At 71.5% G+C, this 26,837-nt stretch carries 22 protein-coding genes; 14 read left to right on the top strand and 8 right to left on the bottom strand.

Annotated elements, in window-relative coordinates:
* Positions 1 to 7: 7 nt before the first annotated feature.
* Positions 8 to 1,297, bottom strand: a complete 1,290-nt coding sequence (locus ACIQ5Y_RS26950) for a lipase family protein (RefSeq protein WP_403885689.1) — start codon at positions 1,295 to 1,297, stop codon at positions 8 to 10.
* Between the two features lie 237 nt (positions 1,298 to 1,534).
* Here ACIQ5Y_RS26950 and ACIQ5Y_RS26945 point away from each other — a divergent pair, with 237 nt between their 5' ends.
* The 5 genes from ACIQ5Y_RS26945 to ACIQ5Y_RS26925 all read left to right on the top strand — a co-directional run bounded on the left by ACIQ5Y_RS26945 (position 1,535) and on the right by ACIQ5Y_RS26925 (position 8,677).
* Positions 1,535 to 2,809 (top strand): PucR family transcriptional regulator, encoded by a 1,275-nt coding sequence (locus ACIQ5Y_RS26945; protein WP_403885574.1) that lies wholly within the window; start codon positions 1,535 to 1,537, stop codon positions 2,807 to 2,809.
* 136 nt (positions 2,810 to 2,945) lie between these two features.
* Positions 2,946 to 3,833 carry a DUF4436 family protein gene (locus ACIQ5Y_RS26940; RefSeq protein WP_403885571.1) on the top strand — a complete coding sequence of 296 codons (888 nt, stop codon included), beginning with the start codon at positions 2,946 to 2,948 and terminating at the stop codon, positions 3,831 to 3,833.
* A gap of 106 nt (positions 3,834 to 3,939) precedes the next feature.
* Positions 3,940 to 5,355 carry an amidase gene (locus tag ACIQ5Y_RS26935; protein WP_403885568.1) on the top strand — a complete coding sequence of 472 codons (1,416 nt, stop codon included), beginning with the start codon at positions 3,940 to 3,942 and terminating at the stop codon, positions 5,353 to 5,355.
* 166 nt (positions 5,356 to 5,521) lie between these two features.
* Positions 5,522 to 7,072 carry an alpha/beta hydrolase gene (locus ACIQ5Y_RS26930; protein WP_403885565.1) on the top strand — a complete coding sequence of 517 codons (1,551 nt, stop codon included), beginning with the start codon at positions 5,522 to 5,524 and terminating at the stop codon, positions 7,070 to 7,072.
* Positions 7,073 to 7,084: 12 nt separating this feature from the next.
* Positions 7,085 to 8,677, top strand: a complete 1,593-nt coding sequence (locus tag ACIQ5Y_RS26925; protein ID WP_403885562.1) for an alpha/beta fold hydrolase — start codon at positions 7,085 to 7,087, stop codon at positions 8,675 to 8,677.
* A gap of 13 nt (positions 8,678 to 8,690) precedes the next feature.
* On the opposite strand, the gene ACIQ5Y_RS26920 is transcribed toward ACIQ5Y_RS26925, so the two are convergent.
* From ACIQ5Y_RS26920 to ACIQ5Y_RS26910, 3 genes are all read right to left on the bottom strand, one after another.
* Positions 8,691 to 9,125, bottom strand: a complete 435-nt coding sequence (locus tag ACIQ5Y_RS26920) for a VOC family protein (RefSeq protein ID WP_403885559.1) — start codon at positions 9,123 to 9,125, stop codon at positions 8,691 to 8,693.
* Between the two features lie 30 nt (positions 9,126 to 9,155).
* The gene (locus tag ACIQ5Y_RS26915; RefSeq protein ID WP_403885556.1) at positions 9,156 to 11,372 is read right to left on the bottom strand and encodes an SdrD B-like domain-containing protein; all 2,217 of its coding nucleotides are present in this window, start codon (positions 11,370 to 11,372) and stop codon (positions 9,156 to 9,158) included.
* A gap of 134 nt (positions 11,373 to 11,506) precedes the next feature.
* On the bottom strand, positions 11,507 to 12,667 hold the full coding sequence (locus tag ACIQ5Y_RS26910; RefSeq protein ID WP_403885553.1) for a Dyp-type peroxidase: 1,161 nt from the start codon (positions 12,665 to 12,667) through the stop codon (positions 11,507 to 11,509).
* Positions 12,668 to 12,749: 82 nt separating this feature from the next.
* Between ACIQ5Y_RS26910 and ACIQ5Y_RS26905 the strand changes: the two genes are divergently transcribed.
* The 6 genes from ACIQ5Y_RS26905 to ACIQ5Y_RS26880 all read left to right on the top strand — a co-directional run bounded on the left by ACIQ5Y_RS26905 (position 12,750) and on the right by ACIQ5Y_RS26880 (position 19,187).
* Positions 12,750 to 14,075: a nitrous oxide reductase family maturation protein NosD gene (locus ACIQ5Y_RS26905; protein WP_403885550.1), complete on the top strand. Its 1,326-nt coding sequence runs from the start codon at positions 12,750 to 12,752 to the stop codon at positions 14,073 to 14,075.
* The gene (locus ACIQ5Y_RS26900) at positions 14,072 to 14,842 is read left to right on the top strand and encodes a hypothetical protein (protein WP_403885547.1); all 771 of its coding nucleotides are present in this window, start codon (positions 14,072 to 14,074) and stop codon (positions 14,840 to 14,842) included. The genes ACIQ5Y_RS26905 and ACIQ5Y_RS26900 overlap by 4 nt, the downstream gene beginning before the upstream one ends.
* A 66-nt stretch (positions 14,843 to 14,908) precedes the next feature.
* Positions 14,909 to 15,742, top strand: a complete 834-nt coding sequence (locus tag ACIQ5Y_RS26895; protein ID WP_403885544.1) for a hypothetical protein — start codon at positions 14,909 to 14,911, stop codon at positions 15,740 to 15,742.
* 88 nt (positions 15,743 to 15,830) lie between these two features.
* Positions 15,831 to 16,607 carry a class I SAM-dependent methyltransferase gene (locus ACIQ5Y_RS26890; RefSeq protein ID WP_403885541.1) on the top strand — a complete coding sequence of 259 codons (777 nt, stop codon included), beginning with the start codon at positions 15,831 to 15,833 and terminating at the stop codon, positions 16,605 to 16,607.
* A gap of 70 nt (positions 16,608 to 16,677) precedes the next feature.
* Positions 16,678 to 17,061 carry a hypothetical protein gene (locus ACIQ5Y_RS26885; RefSeq protein ID WP_403885538.1) on the top strand — a complete coding sequence of 128 codons (384 nt, stop codon included), beginning with the start codon at positions 16,678 to 16,680 and terminating at the stop codon, positions 17,059 to 17,061.
* Positions 17,058 to 19,187 (top strand): caspase family protein, encoded by a 2,130-nt coding sequence (locus tag ACIQ5Y_RS26880; RefSeq protein ID WP_403885535.1) that lies wholly within the window; start codon positions 17,058 to 17,060, stop codon positions 19,185 to 19,187. Before ACIQ5Y_RS26885 ends, ACIQ5Y_RS26880 begins: the two co-directional genes overlap by 4 nt.
* Positions 19,188 to 19,238: 51 nt before the next feature.
* On the opposite strand, the gene ACIQ5Y_RS26875 is transcribed toward ACIQ5Y_RS26880, so the two are convergent.
* Positions 19,239 to 20,144: a LysR family transcriptional regulator gene (locus ACIQ5Y_RS26875; protein WP_403885532.1), complete on the bottom strand. Its 906-nt coding sequence runs from the start codon at positions 20,142 to 20,144 to the stop codon at positions 19,239 to 19,241.
* Between the two features lie 158 nt (positions 20,145 to 20,302).
* Here ACIQ5Y_RS26875 and ACIQ5Y_RS26870 point away from each other — a divergent pair, with 158 nt between their 5' ends.
* The 3 genes from ACIQ5Y_RS26870 to ACIQ5Y_RS26860 all read left to right on the top strand — a co-directional run bounded on the left by ACIQ5Y_RS26870 (position 20,303) and on the right by ACIQ5Y_RS26860 (position 22,558).
* The gene (locus tag ACIQ5Y_RS26870) at positions 20,303 to 21,124 is read left to right on the top strand and encodes an inositol monophosphatase family protein (protein WP_403885529.1); all 822 of its coding nucleotides are present in this window, start codon (positions 20,303 to 20,305) and stop codon (positions 21,122 to 21,124) included.
* A gap of 60 nt (positions 21,125 to 21,184) precedes the next feature.
* Complete coding sequence (locus tag ACIQ5Y_RS26865) at positions 21,185 to 21,781, top strand: NADPH-dependent F420 reductase (RefSeq protein WP_403885686.1); 597 nt, start codon at positions 21,185 to 21,187, stop codon at positions 21,779 to 21,781.
* Positions 21,782 to 22,099: 318 nt separating this feature from the next.
* The gene (locus ACIQ5Y_RS26860; protein WP_403885526.1) at positions 22,100 to 22,558 is read left to right on the top strand and encodes an SRPBCC family protein; all 459 of its coding nucleotides are present in this window, start codon (positions 22,100 to 22,102) and stop codon (positions 22,556 to 22,558) included.
* Positions 22,559 to 22,695: 137 nt separating this feature from the next.
* Here ACIQ5Y_RS26860 and ACIQ5Y_RS26855 read toward each other — a convergent pair whose 3' ends face one another.
* The 3 genes from ACIQ5Y_RS26855 to aceA form a co-directional block, all read right to left on the bottom strand.
* A complete protein-coding gene (locus ACIQ5Y_RS26855) occupies positions 22,696 to 23,565 on the bottom strand; it encodes a 3-hydroxybutyryl-CoA dehydrogenase (RefSeq protein ID WP_403885523.1) in 870 nt (289 codons plus the stop codon).
* The gene (gene aceB, locus ACIQ5Y_RS26850; protein ID WP_403885520.1) at positions 23,562 to 25,154 is read right to left on the bottom strand and encodes a malate synthase A; all 1,593 of its coding nucleotides are present in this window, start codon (positions 25,152 to 25,154) and stop codon (positions 23,562 to 23,564) included. The genes ACIQ5Y_RS26855 and aceB overlap by 4 nt, the downstream gene beginning before the upstream one ends.
* Positions 25,155 to 25,244: 90 nt before the next feature.
* The gene (gene aceA / locus ACIQ5Y_RS26845; RefSeq protein WP_403885517.1) at positions 25,245 to 26,531 is read right to left on the bottom strand and encodes an isocitrate lyase; all 1,287 of its coding nucleotides are present in this window, start codon (positions 26,529 to 26,531) and stop codon (positions 25,245 to 25,247) included.
* Between the last annotated feature and the right edge of the window lie 306 nt (positions 26,532 to 26,837).

Here is a 26,837-nt window from a genome sequence, read left to right as displayed (position 1 = left end):
TGGAGCGTCAGGAGGCCGGCACGGTCTTCTCGGGCGCCAGGGAGTTCCCGGCCGGAATGCGGCCGCAGTCGGACGGTGCGGTCCTGCCCGCGAACCGGTCGTTCATCCAGCCCATCGCGAGGGGCGCCCAGACGACGGGCACGCCGACGTGGCTGAGCAGGTCGAACTGCTTGTATTCGATCGATCCGTTGCCGGTGGAGCAGTACTGGCGGGCCAGTGCCCGGACGTCTCCGGCCACCATGACCCCGTCACCGGTGCCGATGCCCGGGCGGTTGCCGAAAGTGCCCTCCAGGACTCCCCCGTTGCCCTGGGCGATGAACCCCGGGACGGCCGGGGTGGGCGCCGAGCCGAGGTTGATCCTGTTCACCGCGTCGACGAAGGCGGGCACCGAATTCGGGTCGGCGTACTGCGGCTTCGCCATCTGCTTCCAGGTCAGCCCGGGGTAGTGGCCCAGTGCGTCGACGATCGACCCGCGCTCCAGCTTCTGGTACACCTCCAGCCCGTAGCCGTTCAGGTAGGGCTTCAGGTCGATGCCGTACGACCGGGAGACGCCGATGAGCGCCATGGGGATGACCCCGGTCCACACGAGGGAGCCGTCCACGTACTTGAGGTTGTGCGCGGGATCCACGAGGAGACCGCCCTCGGCGAATCCCACGAGCTTGGCGTTGACCTCGGGAGCGTAGGCCGGCGCCAGCGCGGCCGCCCAGTTGGTCGCGATGGCGCCGCCCGAGTACCCCATCAGCCCGAACCTGGTGTCCTGGCTCATACCGGTCTGCGCGGACCTGGTCGCGGCGCGGATCGAGTCCAGGGTGTTGGTCGCGTACTCCGGGCCGGCCGCGAAGTTCGCGGTCTGCCCCTCGGTGTCGGGGATGACCAGGTTGTAGCCCTGCAGGAGCAGCGGCACCAGGAAGAGGGATTCGGCGTTCGCGATGGCGCCGCCCAGGGTGAGACCGCCGGCGATGGCCCGGGACGGGCCGTCCTCCGGGTTGAGCGAATCGTAGAACGACTGGTAGGACACCGCCTTGCCGCTGTCGCCCGTCAGACTGCGCACCACGGTGGTCACGTTGGCGGACGGACGGCCCTGGGCGTCGGTCGTGCGGTAGAGCAGCTGGATCGCCTTGACCGGCGTGGGCAGGCCCACGAGGTGGTACTGGAGCGTCCGCGTCTTCAGCACGGTGCCCGGTGCGAGCGAGGCGAGGGGTTCGCTGCCGGTGTACCTGTAGAACGAGTCGCCGGCGGTGGCACTCGACGACGTGGCCTCGGCGGCCGTGGCCGCCGGAGCGGCGGTGAGGGCCATCGCGGCGACGAGGGCGGTGGCCAGGAGACGAACAGCGTTTCTGGGCGCGAGCACGGCGGTCCTCCGCTGCGGTGGGGGCGTGGGGATCCGGTGGAGGTTGCGGTCGGGGTCCGAACGCGTCTGGCGAGCCACCGGGCGGGCGTGTTACCAACTGGTAAGTAACGTCCCGGAAACCAGGATGGGTGCGGTAAGGGGCCGCGTCTCCGGGTCGTACAACAGAGATTCGTGAGGTGAATTGTGATCGCGCCCAAACCCGGAGGAGGCGATGAGGGGCCGCAGTTCGGCGGGATTCCGGTCCACAAGCGGCTCCTGGCCGCCGCGCCGACACTCGCCCCGGCCGTGATGGCCCGGCTCGTCGAACAGCTCCCCGCCTACGGCGCGCTGCCCTCGGAACAGCTCCGCGGCGAGATCACCAAGGAAGTGGACCGCGGCATCCGGGCCTTCATCCGGGTGCTGCGCGCCGGCGAGCTGCCGGAGGAGGCCGAGCTGGCGAGGATCAGCGAGTCCTCGGCCCGCCGCGCCGACGAGGGCGTACCCCTGGAAGCCGTCGTCGGCGCCTACCACTTCGGTGCGGAGGAGTGCGCGGCCCAGGTCCTCGCGACCGCCGGGCCGGGCGACCTGGCGGACGTGTTGCTCGTCCAGCGCCGGCTGCTCGGCTACCTCCGGCTCGTGAGCTGCGCGGTCGCGGCGGGGTACGTACAGGAGCGGCAGGCGGCCCTCGGGGACGAGCAGGTCGCGCGGCAGTCACTGCTGTCCCGGCTGCTGGAGGGCGGGAACCCGCAGGCGGCGGCCGACCGGGCCGGGATCCGGCTGCCCCCTTCCTACCTCGTACTCGGCATCACCATGGGACCGCACCCGGACGAACTGCGGCCTGGCGTCAACCATTCCGTCGCCGCCCGCCGCAAACTCCGGCGGCTGCGCAACGAATTGCAGCGCCAGACCCCGGGTGTCCCGCTGTCCGTGCTCTCCGGCGACGGCGGGCTGGTGCTGATCCCGTACGAGACGCCGGCCTCGGACTTCGCCGCCGCGGACCGGGAACGGCTCACCCGGTTGGTCGAGCAGCTCGGCCTGATGTGCGGCGCCGAGCTGCTGGTGGCGGCGGCCGCGGCCGCGCCGGACGGTGTCGCGGACGCCGCCCGGATGGTCGGCGAGGTGCGCAGGGTCGCGGAGGCGTCCGGCCGGGGACCGGGGCTGTACCTGCTCGACGACGTGCTGCTGGAGTACCAGCTGAGCCGCCCGAGCCCCGCCAGGGACGGGCTCGCCGCGCTGCTCGGCCCTCTGTCCGGGCGCCCTGAACTGCTCGACACCCTGCGCACCTTCCTCGCCTGCGGACTCGACCGGCGGCGGGCCGCCGCCCGGCTCCAGGTGCACCCCAACACGGTGGACTACCGCCTGCGCAGGGCGACGGAGCTGACCGGACTGGACGCGGCCCGGGGCGCCGACCTGCTGACCCTGCACGCCGCGCTGGCCGCCCACGACGCCGTACGGCGGAGAGAACCCGACACGGGCTGACCTCCCGCGCGAGTGCGGGGCGGCCGACACACCCGCCCCGGATGCGGCGGATCTCCGGCCCCGTCGACGAGGATCGCACTGCGGCCGGCGCCGGGCCGGACGGGCCCGTCGTCCCTCCCACCTCGCCGGAGTCACCATGGCCCCACCCACGGACCCCTCCCGCCCACGCCGCTCCGGGACCTCGCTCCTGCCCGTCCTGCTCCCCATCGCGGTCCTGATCGTGGCGGCGGTGGGCGTGGGTTCGTGGCTGCAGTTCTCCGAGCGGCAGGCCAACGACACCGTCCACACGGTCGGATCCTCTGCCCCCGACCGGCTGGACGTGGAGGCGGCGATCCAACGCGTCGACGCCGCGGCCAGAGAGCTGGTCCTGCGGGTCCGGGTGATCCCGCGCGGGACCCTCGGCGAGGAGGAGGGAAGCGCCCCGGTGGCCGATCTCACCCTCCAGACCACCGAGGCCACCCTCGGCGACCTGGCCTTCAAGGCGCACGAGCGGCTCGCGACGAAGGACGTCCAGGTCGCGATGACGGGTGGATCGATCAGCGACTACCCGTTCGACACCTATGAGACCGATGTCGGCTTCGTGGCGCTGCTGGACGGCAAGGAGGTACCGGTTCGCATGTCGTTCTCCAACAACGACACCCTCTTCGCCGTCGATGCGACGCCCCTGCCTTCCCGGCGAGGGGCCCTCGTGGCACTGGAGGTGGTCCGCTCGGGCAGCCTGCTCGCCTTCGCCTCGTTCATGATGATCGTGATGTGGGCGCTGGCGGCGTCAGTGATCATCGGGGCCTGGTACCTGATGACCCGGAGCGAGGGAATGGTCTGGCCCGCCCTCTCCTGGATGGCCGCCACCCTCTTCGCTCTGGCCGCGTTCCGCAACACCGCCCCCGGACAGCCTCCGATCGGCTCCGTGCTGGACTGGTTCGCCTTCCTGTGGGCCGAGACGATCATCGCCCTCTGCCTGACCGTCACGGTCGTCACGGGCGTCCGAAGCACCATCCGCGCCGACGACACCCCGCGCCCCTGATCCGGAGTCGAAAAGACGGTCGACATCCGTCGGAACCACTCGCGGGTTACCCGACGGTAGGGAATGATGGCAGACGACCATCCACACGGCCGGGGGCTGAGCAGCGGTGACGACTTTCGACGAACGGACCATCGTGCACGCCTTCCGGGACGACGCCCTGGGAGAACACGACGCCGTCGGTCTCGCCGCGGCGATCCGGCGGGGCGAGGTCTCCCCCGCCGAGGCCGCCCGGGACGCGCAGGCCCGGGTGCGGGCGGTCGAAGGGCGGCTGGGCGCGGTCCAGGCGTACGTCGACGCCCCCGTGCCCGCCACCGGAGCGGGCGGGGCCTTCGCCGGCGTGCCGACGTTCGTCAAGGACAACACGGACTACCAGGGGCTGCCCACGGGCCACGGCAGTGCGGCCTTCCGCCCCCGGGCGGCCCGACAGCACGCACCGTTCGCCCGGCAGTTCCTCAGCAGCGGGGTCACGGTGCTGGGCAAGACCCGGCTGCCCGAGTTCGGCTTCAGTCCGACCACCGAGTACGAGTCCGCCGCGCCGGTGCGCAACCCGTGGCACACGGACTACTCGGCCGGTGGTTCATCGGGCGGCAGCGCGGCGCTCGTTGCCTCCGGGGCGGTGCCGATCGCGCACGCCAACGACGGCGGCGGCTCGATCCGCATACCCGCCGCCTGCTGCGGACTCGTCGGCCTCAAGCCGAGCCGTGGCCGGGTCGTGCCGAGCGCCCTGAGCCGCCAACTGCCGCTCGACATCGTCTCCGACGGGATCGTGAGCCGTTCCGTACGCGACGCCGCAGCGTTCCTCGCCGCCGCCGAGACCTACCGGCGCAGCCCCAAGCTGCCGCCCCTGGGGCTGGTCGAAGGGCCCTCGGCACAGCGGCTGCGGATCGGGTTCCTCCTCGACTCGGTGCACGGCGTCCGCACCGACACCGCCACCCGGGAGGCCGTCGAGGAGACCGTGGCGACGCTCGAACGACTCGGCCACACCGTGGAGCCGGTGGAGCTGAGCGTCGACCCGACTTTCGCCGACGACTTCCTCACGTACTGGGGGATGCTGTCCTTCCTCCTCGGCGTCACCGGCCGCAACCTCGGCGAGGACTTCGACCGGCGCCGCATGGACGGCCTCAGCCGCGGGCTGCGCGAGGAGTACCTGAGGAACTGGCGGCGGACTCCGGGCGTCGTGCGGCGGCTGAAGCGCACGAAGGAGGCGTACGCGGCGTCCTTCCGCGGGCTCGACCTCGTGATGTCGCCCGTGCTCGCCCACACCACGCCCCGGATCGGCCACCTCAGCCCGGCCGTCCCCTACACCACATTGATCGAGCGGATCCTCGGGTACGTGGCGTTCACCCCGGTCGACAACGTCGTCGGCACGCCGTCGATCTCGCTGCCCACCGCGAGCGCGACCGAGGACGGGCTGCCCATCGGCGTCATGTTCTCCGCCCGTCCCGGCGCCGAACGAAAGCTGCTGGAGGTCGCGTTCCAGCTGGAGGCCGACCGTCCGTTCCGGCGCATCCAGGACCTCTGACCTCCGGGCCGTCCGTCATGTGATTGCACCCTGCGGCCAGTCTGTGGCTGCCCGGAGTGCGTGCCTCTGTACCTGCCGGTACCGTCGAAATGAGTGCGTTCCGCCCACACCACTGCGGCGTGGCCCGACTGGCCGCCGCAGGACGCCGGCACGGGAACGGAATCCCATGACACTGCACCGAGTCAACGCGGCGGCTGCCGCGGCCGCTCTGGCTTGCCTGGCGGGGGTCGGCCCGCTGCCGAGCAGTGCCGCCTCACCGTCCGCCGATGCCGCCGGGCCCAGCCCGGCGGCTTCGCCGCGGTTCGTGCCGGGTGCCTGTCCCAGGACACCCGAGCCGATCGAGGCGCTGAGCACGGCACGGTGCGGGTTCCTGGAGGTCCCCGAGAACCGCTCGCGCCCGGGCGGGCGGACCATCAAGCTGGCCGTGGCGGTCATCAAGCCCGCTTCGGCGAAGCCCGCCGCGGATCCCGTGGTGTTCATGGCGGGCGGCCCCGGCGCCGACACCTTCGACGACATCCCCTTCCTCGTCGCCTCCGGCCTGAACAAGGACCGCGAGCTGATCGTGATGGCCCAGCGCGGCAACCTCTACGACCAGCCGAACCTCGCCTGCCCGGAGGTCGACCGGTTCAACGAGGAGTCCGTCGGCTTCGGTTGGGACTCGGCGGCGGCGAAGCAGCTCATGCTGAAGGCGTTCCGGCAGTGCCGGGACCGGCTGACGGCCGACGGGACCGACCTGAGCGCCTACAACAGCACCGAGAACGCGGCTGACTTCGCCGATCTGCGCACGGCCCTCGGCATCCCGCTGTGGAACGTCTACGGGTACTCCTACGGCAGCAACCTGGCCCTCGCGTACCTGCGCCTGCACCCGCGGGGGATCCGCTCGGTGGCGATCGACTCGATCAGCCCGCCCCAGGCCACGAAGCTGCCGTGGGGCTGGAGCAGCGCGAAGGAAGGCATCGACAACACCTTTGACGCGTGCGCGGCGCAGCCCGCCTGCAAGAGCCGTTACCCGGATCTCCGCAAGACCCTGAACGAACAGGTGCGCAGGCTGGAGGCAGGGCCCCTGACGCTCAACGCCACCCCTCCGGGCGGCGGAAAACCGGTGAAGGTCGTCCTCGACGGCGGCACCCTGCTGAACCTGATGGTCGCCTTCAACGTCAAACCGGTCGACCTCCCCGCGGCCCTCGAAGAGCTGGCCCAGGGCAACCCGGAGCGCTTCGCGCAGGGCCGCGCGAAGGACTCGGTCCAGCCCGTCGGCATGACGGCGCACGGCCTGACGCAGTCGGTGGCGTGCAGCGAGTGGGTACCGGGCACCTCGGAGTCCGGCGTGCTGGACGCGGGGCGCGAGGCCTTCCCCACCTGGCCCGAATCGGTCCTGGCACAGGCACCGCAGCTGCCCTTCGAATACGACGTGTGCGGTGTGTGGAAGGTCGCGGACAACGCGGCCCGCCACCGGGTGGCCACCGTCAGCGCGGTGCCGGCGCTCGTCATCTCCGGGACGTTCGACATGAAGACCGGGGCGAGCTACGCCAAGGACGCCTCTCGTACGCTGTCCCGCTCCACCTCCGTGCTGATCCCCGGGATCGGGCACTGGGTCGTCCCGCAGTCGCCGTGCGCGCAGACCGTACTGGCCTCGTTCCTGGCCCATCCGACCGCACCGGACACGCGTTGCGTGGCCGGCCTGAAACCGGCGCCGTTCACGATCACCCCGAAGTGACCGGGAGGACAGATGGCTTCCCACCCCACGCCCCGCCGTCGGTGCACCGCACGACGGATCCGCGCCACCGCGGCCGGTGCGGCGACCGGACTCCTGATCACCGGTCTGCTCGCGGCGCCCGCCCAGGCGAAGGACGACGGCGGAACGCCGATCGGTACGACCGCCGGAAAGGCGGGCGACGCGACGTACGAGCCGGGCCCGTGCCCGAAGACGGCGGACCCGGTCCCCGAGCTCAAGGGGGCCCGCTGCGGAACGCTGACCGTGCCCGAGAACCGCGCCGAACCGAACGGCCGGACCATCAGGCTCGGCGTCGCGATCGTGCCGGCACTGGCCGCGAAGCCCGCACCGGACCCGATCGTGTGGCTGGCGGGCGGACCCGGCGACGATGCCGTCGGGGAGGCGAAGATGGCCGTCGACGGCGGCCTGAACCGCGACCGGGACGTGATCCTCATGTCCCAGCGGGGCACGTACTCGGCCGAGCCGAACGTACTGTGCCCGGGCATCGACGAGTTCAACGCCCGCGCGGTCGGCCTCGCCTCCAACGCACCGTCCACCGGGCGGCTGCACGTCGCGGCCACGAAGGCCTGCCGCGACAAGCTGGCGGCCCGCGGGATCGACCTCAGCGCCTACAACGACACCGAGAGCGCGGCCGACTACGCGGACCTGAGAACCGCGTTGGGCGTCAAGGACTGGAACGTGTTCGGCATTTCCTACGGCACCCACCTGGCGCTCGTCTACATGCGCCTGCACCCGGAAGGACTGCGGTCGGTCGGCATCGACGGCATCCTGCCGCCGTCCAGGGCGGGTTCGGCTGCGACGTGGAGCAGCGCCAAGCAGGGCTTCGACGGCCTGTTCAAGGCCTGCGCCGACGATCCCGCCTGCAACCGGCGCTATCCGAACCTGTCGGCCACCTTCGACCGCCTCGTACGCGAACTGGAGGCCAAGCCGGTCACCACGACCGTCACCGTCCCCGGGCAGCCGAAGCCGGTGAAGGTCGTCCTGGACGGCGGGGCGCTGGTCACCTGGATGACCTCCGCCACCCACATCGCGCCGCAGGTGCCCGCGGAGATCGACGAGCTGGCGCACGGCAAGCCGCAGCGGATCGCCGAGCAGTACGCGGGCGGCAAGCTCAGCCCCCAGGCCATGGGGCGAGTGGCCCACGGGCTCGTCTACGGCGTCTTCTGCAGTGAGTGGACGCCGTTCGAGAAGCAGGGGGCGGCGCTCCGCGGCGGGCAGGAAGCCTTCCCGTCGTACCCCCGTTCGGTGCAGGCCCAGGCCCCGCAGCTCGCCTTCCTCCGCGAGGACTGCGCCGCCTGGAACGTGCCCGCGGCGGCGCGCTCGATCCGGGACGTCACCCGGAGCGACATCCCCACGCTCGCCATCTCGGGCGGGTTCGACTCCCAGACCGGCGCGGACAACGGTCCCTACGTCGCCCGTACGCTGGGCAACGCCACCGTCGTCACGGTCCCCTACGAACCCCACGTGGTCTTCGCGACCTCGAAGTGTGCCCAGGAGATCACCGTCTCCTTCTTCGACAACCCGTCCGCGCCGAACACCACCTGCCTGAGCGCCCTGAAGCCGCCTGCCTTCGAGATCGCGCCTTGAGCCCGGGTGCCGCTCAGTCGAGGCAGAACTCGTTGCCCTCGACGTCCTGCATCGCGAGGCACGACTCGTCGAAGCCATCGGCTCGCAGCAGTTGTACGCGCACCGCACCGAGCGCGACCAGTCGCGCGCACTCGGCCTCCAGGGCCGCGACGCGCTCCTCGCCCACCAGCCCGGTGCCGACCCGTACGTCGAGGTGCACCCGGTTCTTGACGACCTTGCCCTCGGGAACGCGCTGGAAGTACATGCGCGGGCCCACGCCCGTGGGATCCATGCAGACGAATCCCGCTCCCTGACGCTCGGGCGGCAGGGAGCGGTCGTAGTCATCCCAGGTGTCGAACCCCTTGGGTGGCGGCGGTACGACGTACCCGAGCACCTCGCACCAGAAACGGGCGACGCGCTCGGGTTCCGCACAGTCGAAGGTGACTTGGAACTTCTTGATCGCTGACATCGGCCCATCGTAGAGCCGGATCGGGGTCGGTCAGAGTCGGTTTACGTACAGCCCGGCGTCGATGGTGTGGTCGACGGTTCCGGGTGCACCGGTGGTCACCTCGGCCGTGGCGGTCTGCGCGTAGGCCGGGCCGTCGGGTGCCGGGTCGGAGTCGACGTCGGGGCCGGCTCCCTGCACCTTCTGCGGGGACCAGATCAGTTGGGTGGCGGGGTTGGCGGGCGGACGGGGCCTGATCACGCTCAGGTTGGCCGTGGACTTGTCGAAGCGGACCTTGTACTTGGTGTTGGGGCGGACGCCGTGCTCGGGGCCGAAGTAGTAGGAGCCGTCGGCGCCGGTCGTCACGGTGGCGAGCAGGCTGCCGTCCTCGGACAGGAGCTGGACGGTGACGCCCGGGATGCCGGGCTCGTCGTCGTCGACGCTCTGGGCACCGCCGCGGTTGCGGTCGTACCAGACGCGGCTGCCGATCTGGACGGCCGGCTCGTCGCAGAGCACTTCCAGGTCACCGAGGCCGTTGGCCTTGCCGAAGCCGCCGTCGAGCGGGTCGTTGAGCTTCTGGATGGAGAAGCCGTGCTCGAACGTGTTGGTGCCGCGGCTTCCGGTGTTGCGGTCGAAGTACGCGCTGCCGCCGGTCCACGCCTGGTTGGTGGGGTCCATGCTGGTGGAGGCGATGCGGTTCTCGCGCAGGGAGAGCGCGATGGCGCCCTGGGCGGTCTCCTGGTGCACGCCGGGCCAGTTGTCTCCCGGGTAGAACTCGACCACGTTGGCGGCCTGCCCGCCGTTGGGGCGGGTCGGGGCGTTGTTCGGGCAGGCGCCCGTGCCCTCCCATTCGAAGGTTCCGTCGTTCTTGAGGCAGGCCCGGTTGAGGTCGCCGCCGGACATGGTGGAGCCGCTGTTGGCGTAAGCGGGGTTGGGGTTGGGCATCTCGTACCCGGTCATGTCCGCGAACCGGTCGCGGAAGCCGAGGACCAGGTCGCCGTTGCTCTCGACGACGATGTCGGACAGCAGCGGCTCCGGATGGGCCATGAGGTTCTGCGGGAAGGTGGCCGCGCCGACCGTCCACGGGAACCAGCGGTTGAACCCCGGGCTGCTGACGTTGACCTCGCCGCGCGGGAAGTTGAGGTTCTTGCGCAGCACGGGCGCCTGGGCGAAGGTCGCGTTCACCGGGTTGTACGTCCACACGACGGCTTCCATGTCGTTGACGTTCTGGGTGGACTCGCCGGAACACACTCCGCCGACATAGACGACGCGGTCGCGTACGCCGAGGCCGAAGGGGCGCCAGTCGGAGCCGGCCCGGCAGCCCGGGTCGGGGATGGCGACCGAGGTGATAGGGGCCGCGGCGGTGGGCTGGTTGGAGTTGTAGGTGTAGAGCCGCCGGTCGTTGAGGTTGACGGCGTAGAGCTGGCGGTTGTCCTCGGAGATGTCGATGTCGCCGAGGGACTCCTTGCCGACGACGTTCACGAACGGGCCGTCGAAGCGGATCGGGTCCTGGTGGGCGGTGGTACCCGCGTTGGGGACGGTGGTGAAGAGGGTGGTGGCGCCGCCGGCCCTGGGGGTCACATAGATGGCGCCCTGGCCGCCGGGCCCGTAGACGGTGTGCCGCTTGGCGTGGGCGCCGGTGAAGATGCGGCGCTGGGCGGTGTGGTAGGCGAGACCGTAGGTGTTTCCGGTGTCGTTGCGGGTGGCGAGGGTGGTGGTGTTGCCCGCGTTGCTGTCGCCCCGCTCGTTGTAATCGAAGGTGACGGTGGTGCGGACGCCGCCGGACTTGTTGGCGGCGACCTGGCAAGGGGTGGCGAGGCGGGGGTTGCTCTCGCACCAGTCGGCCGGGTTGCGCACGCCCATGGTCAGTGCGGCGTCCTCGCCGTTGCTGACGTCGATGATGGTGCCCTCGGACGCGAGACCGCCCGAGGCGCCGAACGAAGGCTTGAGGAAGGAGTTCGGCGGCAGGTTCATACGGACGTAGTACTTACCGCCGTAGAGGGTGGTGTTGGGCGGGAAGACGGCCACCCCGTCGGGGCCGGTGACGGCGGTGACCTTCGCCCCGTCCATGTCCTCCAGCTCGACGATGATGCCCGCCACACCACGTTCGGAACCGGCGTCGTTCCGTCCGTTGGTGTTGGAGTCGCGGACGACCTTGATGCGGATGGTGCCGTCGTCGGGATCGGCACCCAGGGCTGGTTGTTGGAGGATTCCTGTGGTCAGGGCCAGTCCGGCGGCAAGCGCCACCGCGGCCCTTCTCAGAGCACGCACGCTTTCACTCCTCATCACAATCGGTGACAATGGATACGCTGCGTAACAATGATCACCACGTGATGATCTTCGATGGAATCCCCGGGTGGATGTTTCGCACTTTTGAGTGATCTTTCACCTGATCCGGGCCCGGGTCACCAGGAAGGCCACGCCCCGCCGGCGCGAAGGGTCGCCCCGAGAGGGCGGTCCGCGTCGAAGCCGGGGAGGACCAGGAAGCTGCCGGAGGCGGTGGCCGTGACGAACGCCATCAGGTCATCGCCTTCGTCCAGACGGCGCTGCGTCGCGGTGAAGGTGCGCAGCTCCCGCTGGAAGGCGATGAACAGCAGTCCGCGGTCGTCCGGGCCGTTGTCGTATCCGTAGCCGCGGCGCAGCATCTTCCCGCTGCCGGTGGCGTTCGGATTGGCCCGCCGAGCGTGCGCCATGGCCGGAACGAGATAGCGCCCCCGGGGCGTCTTCGCCGACAGGTCCAGTCGGCCCAGCGGTTCGCCTCCGCCCAGCGGGGCCCCATCGGCCTTCCTGCGGCCGATGACCTCCTCCTGCCGACGCTCCGGCTCCGCGAGGAACCCGGGTACGTCGATGCGCAACCGCCGCACGACGGCCAGGGTCCCGCCCGCCGCGCGCCCGGGGCCGGGCAGCCACACCTCCCGGTCCAACTCGGCGCGGCCCCGCGGGATCTCGATGCCGTCCTGGAACCCCAGCGGGTTGCGGACCGGCCCGGCGCCGGCCGGCCGGAAGCCCGCCTGCGACCAGCGGAGCGAGGCGCGGCCCTCCGCGGCCAGCAGCCGGGCGAGACGTTCGTCGGCGCGGGCGGCCGCCGCCGCTCCCTCGGCGCAGACCTGGACCAGCAGGTCCCCGCCCCAGGCCCGCGCGGTCCGCTCCTCGCGGGCGAAGGCCGGGAGTCCGGCGGCGCCGGGCAGGCGCCGGTCCAGGGCGGCGACGGGTCCGGGCCCGAGCCCGACCGTCACGGTCAACCCGTCCGCCCGCCCCGCCCCGCCACCGGCCGTCGCCTCGAGGACGGCCCCGCCGAGCACCTCCAGGGTCCGCCCCGCTCCCGCCCGGTCGAGGAAGTCGTACACGGACACCACGACATGGGTCTGTGGCCGTTCGGGGCGGTCGACCCCCTCCTGTCGGTCCGCCACGGACGCCGCCGCCGACCCTCCGGCACCCGGCGCCCGCCCGCCTCCCGCTCTCGGATCCGCATCCGATCGACAGCCGACGGACACGGCGAGGGCGGGCGCGGTGGCGAGGAGCACCCGTCGGGTCACCACGGAGCGGTGGTTACTCTGTGCAGTCATGCGCGTACTCTACGTACGCGAAGAAGTGCGTGTCCTTGTCGTGAGTCCTGAGATGAAGCCCGGATCGAGGCCCCTCGTGCGCATGCCCCGCCTCACAATTCTCCTGATCCTCCTGGCCGTTGCCTCGGCGTCCGGCTGTGGAGCCCAGAGCGGTCGGGGCTCCGACAGCGCGCCGCGCGCACCGGTCGTCATCCGCGTACCGGCGGACGCCCCCACGATCAACGCCGCTCTGGAGCGGGCGGCACCGCACGACATGGTCCTGCTCTCCCCCGGCGTCTACCGCGAGACCGTCCGCATCAGGACCGCGCACGTCACGCTGCGCGGGACCGACCGCAACCGCGTGGCCATCGACGGCGAGGGCAAGCGCGGCAACGGCGTCGTGGTCACCGCTCCGGGCGTGAGCGTGGAGAACCTCACCGTGCGCAGCCACCTCCAGAACGGCGTGCTCGTCACCGGGCTCAAGAACGAGGGCGAGGGCATCGGGCGCGGCAGCGACGGCTACCACCGCCTCGACCCTGCGGCGAACCCTCCCCTGAACGGCTTCCGCGTCCGCTACGTCACCGCCGCCGACAACGGCCTGTACGGGATCTACGCCTTCAACGCCCGCCGCGGCACGATCGAGCACAGCTACGCCTCGGGCAGCGCCGACTCCGGCATCTACGTCGGCCAGTGCAGGCCCTGCGAGATCCTGGTCCGCGGGAACACCGCCGAACGCAATGCCGTCGGCTACGAGAACACCAACGCCAGCGGCCCCCTGTGGATCGTCGGCAACCGCTTCACCGGCAACCGCGTCGGCATGACGGTCGGTTCCGACTACCTCGAAGCCCTCACCCCGCAGTCCGGCGCCACCATCGCCGGCAACCTCGTCGCCGACAACACCGCCGCCGACACCCCCGAACAGGCCGACGGCGGCTACGGGATCGGGATCGGCATCGCCGGCGGCCGGGACAACACCGTCACGCACAACCGGATCACCGGGCACCCCCGGGCCGCGCTGATCCTCTCCTCCGCCGAAGACCTGGCTCCCGTGGGCAACCGCCTGACCGACAACGCCTTCGCCGACAACGCCCTGGACGCGGCCTACCTCGCCTCGGCGCACGCCCCAGGCAGTGGGAACTGCCTCACCGGCGAGATCGGCCCGACCCTGCCCGCCGGCCTCGCCGCCTCCATGGCCTGCCCCGCATCCCCGGCTCCCGCCCCCGGTCCCCTTACCCGAATCGACAGCCCGGACGCGCCCGCCGGCCTGCCCTTCCTCGACGTACCGTTCCCTCCGGACCAACCAGAGCTGCCCCGCGCCGCGACCGCGCCCGCCGTCCCGACCGCGCCGGCCCCGCAGCCCGTTGACGCGGCATCGGTTCCGCTGCCGGAGGCGACCCTCCTCGACGCGTGCAGCCGGGACCGCCGATGAAGCCGCCCCGCGCCGCCCGCGTGGCGACGGTCCTGCTCTGCCTGCTCACCCTCACCGGCTGCACGGGCGGCAGCGGCGGCGACACCGGCGACGACCGCGCCCCCTTGGCGCGCCCCCTCACCCCCGCCGAAGCCGACCGCGCCGCCCTCGCCCGGTTCACCACCTACCGGCGCGGCACGGGCAGCGTCACCATGACCATCCCCTACCGCGGCACCACCGTCACCCTCAGCGGACGCGTGGACTGGCGCCGCCACCTCGGCTTCGCCGAGATCATCGGAGCCGGCGCACTGCCCGCCCGCGAGCTCATCCAGTGGAACGAGAGCACGGTGGTCACCCTCCCTGGGTGGTCCGGCGGCCTGCCCGAACGGCCGCCCGCACACGGCTGGCAGCCCCACCGGCTCACCCCGCACGCCTCCCCTCTCGACGCCGCGCTCCGCCTCCTGCTGGGTCTGGGCAGCAACCGCCCCGACAACGCCCAGCTCCTCGCCCGCAGCAGCGCCCGCTGGATCAAGGACGACCGCATCGGCACGACGCCCGTCACCGTCTTCGCCGGACCGGGCAGCCCCGGCCCGAACGCCGACGGGAACCGCCCCGGCAACACCCGCTACTGGATCGACGGCGAAGGCAACCTGCTCCGTTTCAGCGCCCGCGCCGGCGGCGAGACGAGCTGGATGACCGCCGAACTCCCGCAGCACGAGACCGCCGCACTGCCCGACCCCGTCCCGGACCTGACCAGCGCGGCGACCGCCACGGCAGGGCCGGGGTAGCGGGGCGAGTGACCGTCGGGCGGACGACTCGTTGGACGTCGTAAACGATCACGCCGGGAGGCCGAAATGAGTGGACGCGCCAAGGTTCCCAGGCAGCGGTTCCTGGGCAACGCCGAGGACGTGACGCACACTTCGGCGGCCTTGGCCCGGGGCCAGGCGGTGGCACACGGGTTCGGCAATTTCTACGCGCTCACGGCACTCCCCGACCGGGGCGTCGTCGAGCGGGTGAACCTGCTGAAGGGCCGCCCCGCGGACCAGGTCGGCAGCGTCACGACCGTCGGCGAGCACGTGCCGTCCCTGTTCGACTGGTGCCGGCTGCCGGCGGAGTTCCGGCGGCGGCAGATCCAGGACCTGGTGGAGGAGCTCTTCGCCCTCGGCCCGTTCGGATTCCGGGGGCCCGCCGCCCCGCACGTTCCCGCGCACCTGACGGCGGTCCAGGACGGAATCACGACCGTGCAGCTCATCGGGCCCGGCTACCGCTGCCCCTCCAACGCCTTCCTCACCGCGGCACTGGAGGCGACGGCCTCGGACCTCCTGTCCATCACCTCGGTGAACCGCTCCCGCCACCGGACCGGAGTGAACCACGAACCCGCCCACTGGCAGGCCTCGGGCCTGATCGCCGACTTCGGCCACGAGCCCGGCGTCACCACCCTGATCCACGAGGACGAGGCCGCGGCACGCCGCCGGCACCCCCATCACGAGCCGATGTCGACCACGGTGCTGTCCTTCCACCGCGCGACCGGACACGAGCGCTCGGCCCTGCCCGCCCTGACCCTCGAACGGCACGGCTCGCTCTCCGCGGACCACACCCGCGCCATCGCCGCCAATCACGGCTTCGCCCTCGCCATCGCCCCTCGGGCCGAGCGCAGACTCACCGCGCGCACGTACGCCGACCGATGAGCGGCGCAGGGCCCGCGCGACCCGCGCCGCCCTCCGTAACCCATCCGGCTCCCATACCCTGTCGGCACGACCGAGGTGAGGAGCTCCCATGACCGCACGCACCCAGGACGGCAGCGCCGGCGACGTCGACTACGGCACGATCGGCGCCGGATACTCTTCCCATCGACGCCCGGACCGGCGCATCGCCCAATTCATCGCCGAGGCTCTGGGCGACGCGGACTCCGTGCTCAACGTCGGCGCCGGGGCCGGTTCGTACGAGGACGCGGCGCGCGGCGTGACGGCGGTCGAGCCTTCGGAGTCGATGCGCGCCCAGCGTCCGGCGCACCTCGGCCCCGCGGTGGACGCCGTGGCCGAGGACCTGCCCTTCGCGGACGGGCAGTTCGACGCGGCGATGACGCTGTTCAGCGTGCACCAGTGGTCCGACGTACGGGCCGGACTGCGCGAGATGCGGCGGGTGACCCGCGGACCGGTGGTCATCCTGACCTGCGACCCCGCACTGGTCCGGGACTTCTGGCTGTACCGGTACGCCCCGGAGGTCCTCGACACCGAGGCCCGGCGCTACCCGGCCGTCGAGGAGCTGGGAGCCGCCCTGGGCGGCACCTGCACGGTGCGGAGCGTGCCGATTCCGCTGGACTGCACCGACGGGTTCAACGAGGCCTACTACGGCCGGCCGGAGGTACTGCTCGAACCGGCGGCCCGCCAGGCGTGCTCGGCGTGGAGCTTCGTCGACGACGGCGTTCGCGAGCGCTTCGACAAGTCCCTGCGCCACGACCTGCGATCCGGAGCCTGGGACGAGGAGTTCGGGCACCTGCGCAGCCGGCCCTCGTACGAAGGATCACTCGTCATCGTGCGCGCGACCCCCTGAGGAGGACACACCGCGCCGCGACATGCAAGTACCCTTGAATTCGGCATGGTTGGTGACGGGGGAGGCTGATGTGGAGCTCGAGCTGCGATTGTCGCCCGGGTGGGACGAAGCGGATCCGGATGCACTCGGGTCGCTCTACCTGTGGCTGCTGGAGGACCGCGAGGTGTCCCAGCATGCCTCGGTCTCCCTCGCCTCGGGGCCGCCCTCGCCCGGTGTCCAGGGCGGCGGCGCCTACGAATGGGTGCAGTTGGCCACCGAGACCGGCCTGCAACTCGGCGTGCTGGCGTTGTCCTACCTGAGCTGGCGGCGCACGCGGCCCGGCGGGTCCTCTCCGGCCGCGACCGCCACTCTCACCCGCGGCCGGACGACCGTCGAGCTGTCCTCCGACGACCCGGAGGTCCTCGCGCGCCTCGTCGCCTCCCTCGAGCCCGGCGATGCGGGGCCGGTCGAGTGACATCCCCGCCCGGGCTCCCCGACCCGGGCAGTTCCCGAGTCGTGCTCGTCGGGGTCAGCGACTACGAGCACCTGGAACCGCTCCCGGCCGTCGCCCACAGCCTGCTGGACCTCACCGAGGCCCTGCGCTCGCCGCGCCTGTGGGGAGTCCCGGCCCACCACAGCGCCATGCTGCACAACCCCGCCGGGCCGGAGGAGGTGCTCGACGCCGTGCGGGCGGCCGCCGCCGACGCGCGTGACACGTTGCTCCTCTACTACGCCGGCCACGGGCTGCCCGACCCGTTCTCCGGGGAACTGAACCTGACGCTCCCCGGCTCCGCGCCCGAGAAGCAGGAGACGCTCCTGGCCTACGAATGGCTCCGTCGGCCCCTGATGGCCAGCCGGGCCCGGCGTCGGATCGTCATCCTGGACTCCTGCTACAGCGGCCGCATCCTGCCGAGGACCCTCACGGACCAGCGGCTCGCCGACAAGGCCGGCATCGAGGGTGTGTTCCTGATGACGGCGAGCGCCTCCCACCGAGAGGCGCTGTCGCCCCCGGGCCTGCGGCACACCGCGTTCTCCGGGGAACTCCTGAGCATCCTGCGCTCGGGCATCCCGGATGCGGGGCCGACCCTGGACCTGCGGACCATCTTCGCCGAACTGGACCACCGGCTCACCCGGAGTTCGCTGCCCCGTCCGCAGAGCAACAACCGCAACACCGCTTCCTCGTTGGGGCTCGTGTGGAACCTCCACGGTTTCACCGCAGCGCAGGACGCCGCCGCCGGCCACGACGGGGTGGTCGGCCCGTCGGCTGCGGGAGGACGGCACGGGGGCCTGTTCATCGACGGCTACGAGATCGTTGAACGCGCCGGCGAGGGGGAGGACACCGAGACCTGGCTCGCCCTGGACCGCCACACCGGGGCACGGGTCGCCGTCACCGCGCTCCGCGAGGAGCTCGTGGGCGACCCGGTGGCCGTGGCCCGGTTCCACGCCTGGCAGGAGTCACTGCACTCGGGGGATCCGCATCCCGCGATCGCCCGCGTCCATGCCCAGGACGTGACACGGCACTGGAGGGGGCCACGCCCCTACGTCGTCCTGGAGTACCTGCCCGGGACCGTGAGGGAGTTGCTCGCCACCGGACCGCTCCCCCTCGCGCGCGCCCTGTCCGTGACCCGCGGCGTCCTGGAGGGGCTCCGGCACGACCGGGCCGCGGGCGACGGACACGCCGTCCTCTCCCCTGACGCCCTGCGCACCGATCCCGAAGGCCGCGTCATGATCGTGCGGTTCCGCCGACCGGTTCACGGCGACCCCACTCCCGATGCCTGGGGACCGGCCTTCCCCACGGCCCCAGGACCGGTGCACCACGTCTCCCCGGAGGAGTTGATGCGCCGGCCTACGGACGGGCGCTCCGACGTGTACGCGGTCGGCTGCCTCCTGCACGAACTGCTCTGCGGATCGCCACCCTTCGATGCCGAGCACGCGGTCACCATCGCCCACGGCCACATGACCGGGGAGCCGCCCCGGCTCTCGGCGAAGCTGGGAGCAGCGGCACCCGCGCCGCGCTGGGACACGTTCCTGAGCAAGGCGCTGGCCAAGGACCCGCAGGCCCGGTACCGCGACGCCGATGACATGCTCCGGTCGATCACCGCATGCGAAGAGGCGCCGCTGTCCCTCGCCGAAGCGCTCTCCGAAGCCTTCCGGCAGCCCGAGCTCGATTTCGACGCCTCGGTCGTCGGCGCGCGGTGGGTCCTGCGGGCCCTTCACAGTGCCGCCGCTGAGGCAGCCGCCGGAGCACCCCTGCCCCGACGGCTGCACTTGCGGCTGCTGCTCCCGGCGTACGACTCCGGGCCCCTGCTCGCCTCACAACGCACCCTCCTGCGCCGGGAGAACGAGACAGCGGTGCGGTCGCTGCTCGCCCTGCTGGACTCACTCGCCGCGCCCGGAAGGGACTCCTCCGTACGGGCCGAGGTCCGACGGACGTCCGCGGTGGCCCCCTTGTTCCTACTGAACGACGCGGCATTCACCACCCTGACCGAGTCACAGCCGCTGCGGCGGTGGGACCCACGTGCCGACCCGGCCGCGGCGGACACCGCGCGAACGCTCCGACGGCAATTCGACGCCGCCTGGCGCACTGCGCTCCCGAGCTGACCACTTGGATCCGCGACGGCGGCCGGCCACCTGGTGGACCCGGAGGAGGTGTCATGCCGGTCCAAGCGAGGCCAACGCGTTTCGAGCCAGCCCGCGCAGCCAGGCGTGAGCACTGTCGGTGTCGTAGCGCTGATGCCATGACAGGTATACCGGCGCCGACGGCAGTTCCAGCGGCAGCGGGAGTACGACCAGGCCGAGGTCGGCGACCGCGGAGCGCGTGGTGGCTTCGGGGACGCTGAGCACCAGGTCGGAGTCACGCGCGAACGCGACCGCGGCCGCTTCCGTGGGCACGGTCGCCACCACGCGTCGTCTCAGGTCCAGCCGGGCGAGGGCTTCGTCCAAGGCATTGTCGAGGTTCCCACGTCGCGAGACGGTGACGTGCTCGGCCGCGGCGTACCGCTGCACGGTGAGGGTCCTGGCGCGGGTGAGGGGGTGCCCCCGCCTTACGACGGTGACCAGAGGGGTCTCGCCCACGTTCTCGGTACGGATGTCCGGCGCGCTCGAGCGGTTGGCGTTCGCCTCCAAGTCGACCTCCCCACGCCTCAACTCGTGCGTGTCGATGCTCGGTTCCCCGATGAACCGCAAGCGCACGCCGGGAGCCTGACCCCGCACGGCCGCGAGCAGCGCAGGTCCGCTCAGGGCGACCAGGGACTCGTGCCAGCGCAGTGTGAACGTGCGCTCCAACGTCGCCAGATCGAGTTCACGGCTCGGCGCCAATACCCCCTGGACCTGGTGCACCAACTCGTGCACCTGCGCCCGGACGGCGATCGCGTACGGCGTCGGGGTCATCGTGCGGCCGGTGCGCACCAGAATCTGGTCCCCGGTCGTGCGCCGGATCCGGCCCAGGCTCCGGCTCATCGCGGGCGCGGTGACATGCAGGCGCGCGGCCGCCCCGGCCACACTCCCTTCCTCCAGCAGCGCGTCGAGCGCCGTGAGCAGGTTCAAATCCAATTGCATGGGAGTCATCCTAGGCATGCCTGACATGCAGTTGAAGTTAACTCCGGGGGTCCATACCGTTGAGGCACAAGCGCACGACGCAACGCCCTGCCCGGCCCGGCCCGGCCGATACGGCGTCACCCGTCGCACCCCTCCCCTCCTCCGTCAGGAGCTCCGCCATGTCCGAAACGCTTCAGACCACCTCCGCCGACACCGTCTCCGACGCCGACCTGCTCGCCCAGACCGTGATCGTCGTGCGTACGGCCGGTTCGGCGCTGCGCGAGCGCTTCGGCGAGGTGGTCCGCCACGAGACCCGCGAAGACCTGGTGCACGCGCTCGCCGACAACGACGACACGGCCCTCGCCATCCTGCGCCCCCGCCTCACAGAACTGCGTCCGGACGCCGGATGGGTGGAGGACGAACTCGACGGCGGGGCACTGCCGCCCGGCGAATGGTGGGTCGTCGATCCGGCCGAAGGCAACGTCAACCACCTGCACGCCCTGCCGGAATGGGCGGTCACCGCCACCCTGGTGCGCGAGAACCAGCCCGTCCTCGCCGTGGTCCACCTGCCCTTGACCGGCGAGACCTACACCGCGCTCGCCGGAGCAGGCGCCCACCTCGATGGCCGGCCCCTGCACGTTGCGCAGACCGCGAACCTCGACCTGAGCATCGTCGCCACCAGCCAGGCCCGGCCGGACGAAGACGAGGAAGTCGTACGCCGCGTCGGCGCTTCGATCACCGCCATGCTCTTCGACGCCCTCGTCGTACGCACCTCTGTGCCCGCCACCCTGCACCTGGCAAACGTGGCCGCCGGCAGGACCGACGTCTTCTGGCAGTTCGCCGGAGCCCGAGCCGACCTGCTCCCCGGGGCGCTGCTCGTCCGGGAAGCAGGTGGACGGATCTCCGACGCCGAAGGCCGCCCCTGGACCCCGCAGAGCGACAGCTTCCTGGCCGCCGCACCCGGCGTCCACGCCCAAGCCGCATCGACACTCTCCCGCTGACCCCGACGAAGAGCACAGCGGAAAACACAAGAGGGACGAATCGACATGAACGAGACCGCAATGCACGAGATCGCCATTCTCGGGAACGGCCGCGTCGGCGGCAGCCTCGCCGCCGCCCTCACCCGAGCAGGGCATCAGGTCACCGTCGCGGACCGCACACCAGGCTCCGCCGCCGACGCCGCCCGCACCGCCCGGATCGTCATCAACGCCACACCCGGCGCCGGCTCACTGGAACGCCTCGCCGCCCTGCGCGAGGAACTACGGGGCAAGATCCTCGTCGACGTCTCCAACGCCACCTCCGACGGCCCGGACGGCCTGCCCGCCGACCTGCTCTACCCCGGCTCCAGCCTCGCCGAGCGGCTCCAGGAAGCGCTCCCCGAAACCCGCGTCGTCAAGACCCTCAACACCATGCTCTTCTCGGTGATGACCGCACCGGCCAGCCTCACCCAGCCGCCCACCGCGTTCCTCTCCGGCGAGGACCCCCAAGCCAAGCAGACCGTCCACGACCTGCTCACCGACCTCGGCTGGCGGAAGGAGTGGATCACCGACCTGGGCGGGATCCAGACCGCCCGCGCCGCGGAGGCCGCGATCCTGTTCGTACCGCACGTGATCCGCTCCAGCGGATTCACGCCCTTCGCGCTCTCCATCGCCCGCTGACCCCGCAACGGGGTGCTGCATCGACGTGGCGAGGATGGCCGCGCAACCGCCCAATCGGCGCATGGCCCTCTCATGGGGCCGCGTAACGGCCTTTCTCACCCACCCGCCTTACCACTCGGCGGTAGACCATCCGGGGGATCGGCAGGCTCACCGCCTCGGCGGCTTGACGAGGACGCCTCCCCTCCAGGCTCCCCGGACCGCGAGCTCCCCACGGTCCGGCCGGCAGCGTCCGGCGCGCGTGTCGGCGCGCGCTCACATAGGTTCGCCCTGCCGGTACGACACACGGGGAGACCCGACGCGCACCTACCTGGAGCGGCGATGTCAGGACAGTTCGAAGCAACGGTCGTGGTCGACCGTCCCATCGACGAGGTGTTCGTCTTTCTCGCCGACGGACGCAACGACCCGGAGTTCAGCCCACGGGTCCTCAGGATCGAACGGGATCCCGACACCGCGACCGCGGTGGGCACCATCTTCCGGAGCACCGTCAAGGACGCCGGGATGAAGACCTCCAGGGAGTTCCGCATCACCGACCTCGAAGCCCCGGTCAAGCTCCGGTGGGCAGAGATTTCGAAGAACAGCGTGACGGCGCGGGAAGGCGGCTACGACCTGGAGGCGCTGCCCGGTGGCGGGACCCGTGTCCGCATCTTCAATGTGCTCGAAGGCCACGGGCTGGGCAAGCTCCTGGTCGGCCTGGCACTTGCGGCCGCGCGCAAGGACGCAGACGACTTCGGCGCCAGGATCAAGGCCGCCGCGGAGGCCGGGATCGCGCCGCCCTGACAACGGCGACAAGCCTGACACGGTGGCAGACGTCGTCGGCTGGACAGCGCAGCGGGGTGCGGCGGACACCACTCCGCCGCACCCCCTACCACCACGCTGCCGGGCCCCTCAGCCCGGCGGCAGCACCGGGTCCCTCATCAGCCCCGGTCGTAGGTGTGGAACCCCCGGCCGGTCTTCCGGCCCAGCAGCCCTGCCTGCACCATCCGCATCAGGAGCGGAGGCGGGGCGTAGAGGGGTTCCTTGAACTCGTCGTACAGCGACTCCGCGATGGCCGCGACGGTGTCGAGGCCGATGAGGTCGGCGAGTTTCAGCGGGCCCATGGGGTGGGCGCAGCCGAGCTCCATGCCGGCGTCGACGTCGGCCGCGGTGGCGAAGCCGGACTCGGCCATCCGGATCGCCGACAGCAGGTAGGGCACGAGGAGGGCGTTGACGACGAAGCCGGCCCGGTCCCGGGACCGGATCGCCGTCTTGCCCAGGGTCTCCCGGGCGAAGGCCTCCACCGTCTCCACGGTCTCCCTCGAGGTGTGCAGCGAGGAGACGACCTCCACCAGTGGCAGGACGGGCACGGGGTTGAAGAAGTGCAGTCCCACGACCCGGTCGGCCCGCCCCGTGGCCATGCCCAGACGCATGACGGGCAAGGACGAGGTGTTCGTCGCGAGGATCGCCTCGCTGTCGACGACGACCTTGTCCAAGGCAGCGAAGGTCTCGATCTTGACGTCCGCGTTCTCGGTCACCGCTTCGATGACGAGCTGCCGGTCGGCCAGGTCGTCGACACTGCCGGTGAAGACGAGGCGGGCGAGTGCGTCCTCCGCGGAGATCCGGTCGAGCCTGCCCCGCTGGACGGCGCGCTCGAGGGACACGGCGACCCGTTCGCGGGCAGCACGCGCGGCGGTGGCGTCGGCCTCGCAGACGACGGTGTCGAGTCCGGCGCGGGCGCAGACCTCGGCGATGCCGGCGCCCATCTGCCCGCCACCGACGACCCCGATCCGGCGGATGGCAGTGCTCATGACCGTGCGTCCGCGATGCGCACGAGGTGGCGGGTGTAGGCCTCGGGGGTGAAGAAGAGCGGAAGTTCGCCGGCCAGGGCAGTGCGTTCGAACAGCTCCCGCACCTCGTCGACGGCGGCCCAGGGGTGTTCGGCGCCGAGCGCGGCGAGCTCCTCGTCCAGTACCCGGAGCACCGCTTCGCGGTCGAGGACCCGGAGCCGGAGCCACTGCCAGATCTGGACCCGGGCGATCTCCGCGGTGGCAGCGTCCTCCATCAGCCCGTACAGGGCCACGGCGCCCTGGCCGCGCAGCCAGGCGTCGAAGTACCGCAGGGCGACGGCGATGTTGGTGCGCACGCCCTGCTCGGTGGGCGGGCCGCTGATCCGCCGTACGGAAAGCAGGTCCGAAGCCGCGACCTGGACGTCTTCCCGGGTGCGGTCGAGCTGGTGCGGGCGCGGGCCCAGGACGCCGTCGAACACCTGCCGGCAGACGGGGACCAGGCCTGGGTGGGCGACCCAGGAGCCGTCGAAGCCGTCTTCGGCCTCGCGCTCCTTGTCCAGACGCACCTTCGCGAGGGCCGCGTCGTTCGCCTCGGGGTCCTTGCTGGGGACGTGGGCGGACATGCCGCCGATGGCGTGGGCGCCGCGCTTGTGGCAGGTGCGGACGAGGAGTTCGGTGTAGGCGCGCATGAAGGGGGCGGTCATGGTCACCTTGGCGCGGTCGGGGAGCTGGAAGTCGGGGCGGTGGCCGAAGGTCTTGATCAGGCTGAAGAGGTAGTCCCAGCGGCCCGCGTTGAGGCCGGAGGAGTGCTCGCGCAGCTCGTAGAGGATCTCCTCCATCTCGAAAGCGGCCGTGATCGTCTCGATCAGGACGGTGGCGCGGACGGTGCCGCGCGGGATGCCGAGGAGGTCCTGAGCGAGGACGAAGACGTCGTTCCAGAGCCGGGCCTCGTATCGGTTCTCCAGCTTGGGAAGGTAGAAGTAGGGGCCGTACCCGGCGTCGATCTGCCGCTGCGCGCAATGGAAGAAGTACAGCCCGAAGTCCACCAGGGAAGCGGGGAGGGGCCGGCCGTCGAACTCCAGGTGCTCCTCGAGGAGGTGCCAGCCGCGGGGGCGGACGACGACGGTGGGAAGCTGCGCGCCGAGGCGGTACTCCTTCCCCTCGGGCGTGCTGAAGTCGATCCGGCGTTCGATCGCGTCGAGGAGGCTCAGCTGGCCGCCGATGACGTTGTCCCAGGTGGGTGCGGTGGCGTCCTCGAAGTCCGCCATCCAGACTTTGGCACCGGAGTTGAGGGCGTTGACTGCCATCCGCCGCTCGGGCGGACCGGTGATCTCCACCCGGCGGTCCTCCAGCCCCGGGGCAGGTGGAGCCACCCGCCAGTCGGGGTCGGCGCGGACGGCGGAGCCGGCGATCGGGAAGTCCAGCGCGGATCCGGATGCGATCCGGATCGCCTGACGGCGGCGCTCCTTGAGGAGGCGCTCGCGGCGCTCGCCGAACGCCCCGGTCAGGCGGCCGATGAAGTCGAGTGCTTCCGGGGTGAGGATCTCGTCGTGGCGGTCGCCTGGTGCAGCGAGGACCCTGACCCGGTGTGTGGTGGCGGTGGTGGTCATTTCGGTCTCCTGACGGGGTGGGCCGGGCCGGACGGAGACGGCCGTCCGGCCCGGCCTGTTGCGGGCGGCCGAGAAGCCGGGCGGACTTGTTCAGTGGAACTGCTCTTCTTCGGTGGAGCCGGTGAGGGCGGTGGTGGAGGAGGCGGGGTTGACGGCGGTGGAGACGAGGTCGAAGTAGCCGGTGCCGACCTCGCGCTGGTGCCTGACCGCGGTGAAGCCCTGGGCCTGGGCGGCGAACTCGCGTTCCTGGAGGTCGACGTAGGCGGTCATGCCGTGCTCGGCGTAGCCGCGGGCGAGGTCGAACATGCCGTGGTTGAGGGAGTGGAAGCCGGCCAGGGTGATGAACTGGAACTTGTAGCCCATCGCGCCGAGTTCGCGCTGGAACTTGGCGATCTGGTCGTCGTCGAGGGCGGCCTTCCAGTTGAAGGAGGGCGAGCAGTTGTAGGCCAGCATCTGGTCCGGGTGCTGCGCGTGGATGGCCTCGGCGAACTCGCGGGCCTGGGCGAGGTCGGGAGTGCCGGTCTCGACCCAGATGAGGTCGGCGTACGGAGCGTAGGCCAGGCCGCGGGCGATGACCGGGGCCATGCCGTTCCGCACCCGGTAGAAGCCCTCCGCCGTGCGCTCCCCCGTCGCGAACTGCGCGTCGCGCTCGTCGACGTCGCTCGTCAGCAGGTTCGCGGCGAGGGCATCGGTGCGGGCGATGATCAGCGTCGGGGTATCCGCGATGTCGGCGGCGAGGCGGGCCGCGTTGAGGGTGCGGATGTGCTGGGAGGTCGGGACCAGGACCTTGCCGCCGAGGTGGCCGCACTTCTTCTCCGAGGCGAGCTGGTCCTCGTAGTGGATGCCCGCCGCGCCCGCCGCGATCATGGCCTTGGTCAGCTCGAAGGCATTGAGCGGGCCGCCGAAACCGGCCTCGGCATCGGCGACGATCGGGGCCAGCCAGTCCGTGGTGTCGGATCCGCCCTCGGCGGTGGCGATCTGATCGGCGCGCAGCAGTGCGTTGTTGATCCGGCGGACCACCTGGGGAACGGAGTTGACCGGGTAGAGGGACTGGTCCGGGTAGGTGTGGCCGGCCTGGTTGGCGTCGGCCGCGACCTGCCAGCCCGACAGGTAGATCGCCTGGAGGCCCGCTCGCACCTGCTGCACCGCCTGACCGCCCGTCAGCGCGCCGAGCGCGTGGACGTAGTCCAGGTCGTGCAGCAGGCGCCACAGGCGCTCGGCGCCGCGGCGGGCCAGGGTGTGCTCCTCGCGGACGCTGCCGGAGAGCCGGACGACGTCCTCGGCGCAATAGGTCCGCTCGATGCCCGCCCATCGCGGGTCCGTGGCCCACTTCTGCTTGAGCTGCTCGGCGGCCGCCGTCGTGTTCGTGTCTGCCATGCCCGTCACCGTCTCCATGGTTCGCTTCGTCTGCCAACGCGCCCGTTCATCGCGACGGGCATATGGCACGCTGTGCCGTGTATTGGGGTCGCAGCCACCGGACCCTGGGATGAAACTGAGCAATGTGCAGGTCAGCCGAGCATGGACTGCCGGGATCTCCGACGTCCGGGCACGAGTTGTGCCTGGAGTGTCCATCTCGACTGCCGGGTCCGGCGGCCGCAGGACAGACTCTGACAGCGGCACGCAGTGCCATCAATGAGGTACGTATGCCAACTTCTGCGAATCTTCCGCGGCTGTTTTGCCAAG

This window comes from Streptomyces sp. NPDC096339 (assembly GCF_044762985.1).
GTDB lineage: Bacteria > Actinomycetota > Actinomycetes > Streptomycetales > Streptomycetaceae > Streptomyces.
This window is presented reverse-complemented; position numbering and strand designations above follow the sequence as displayed.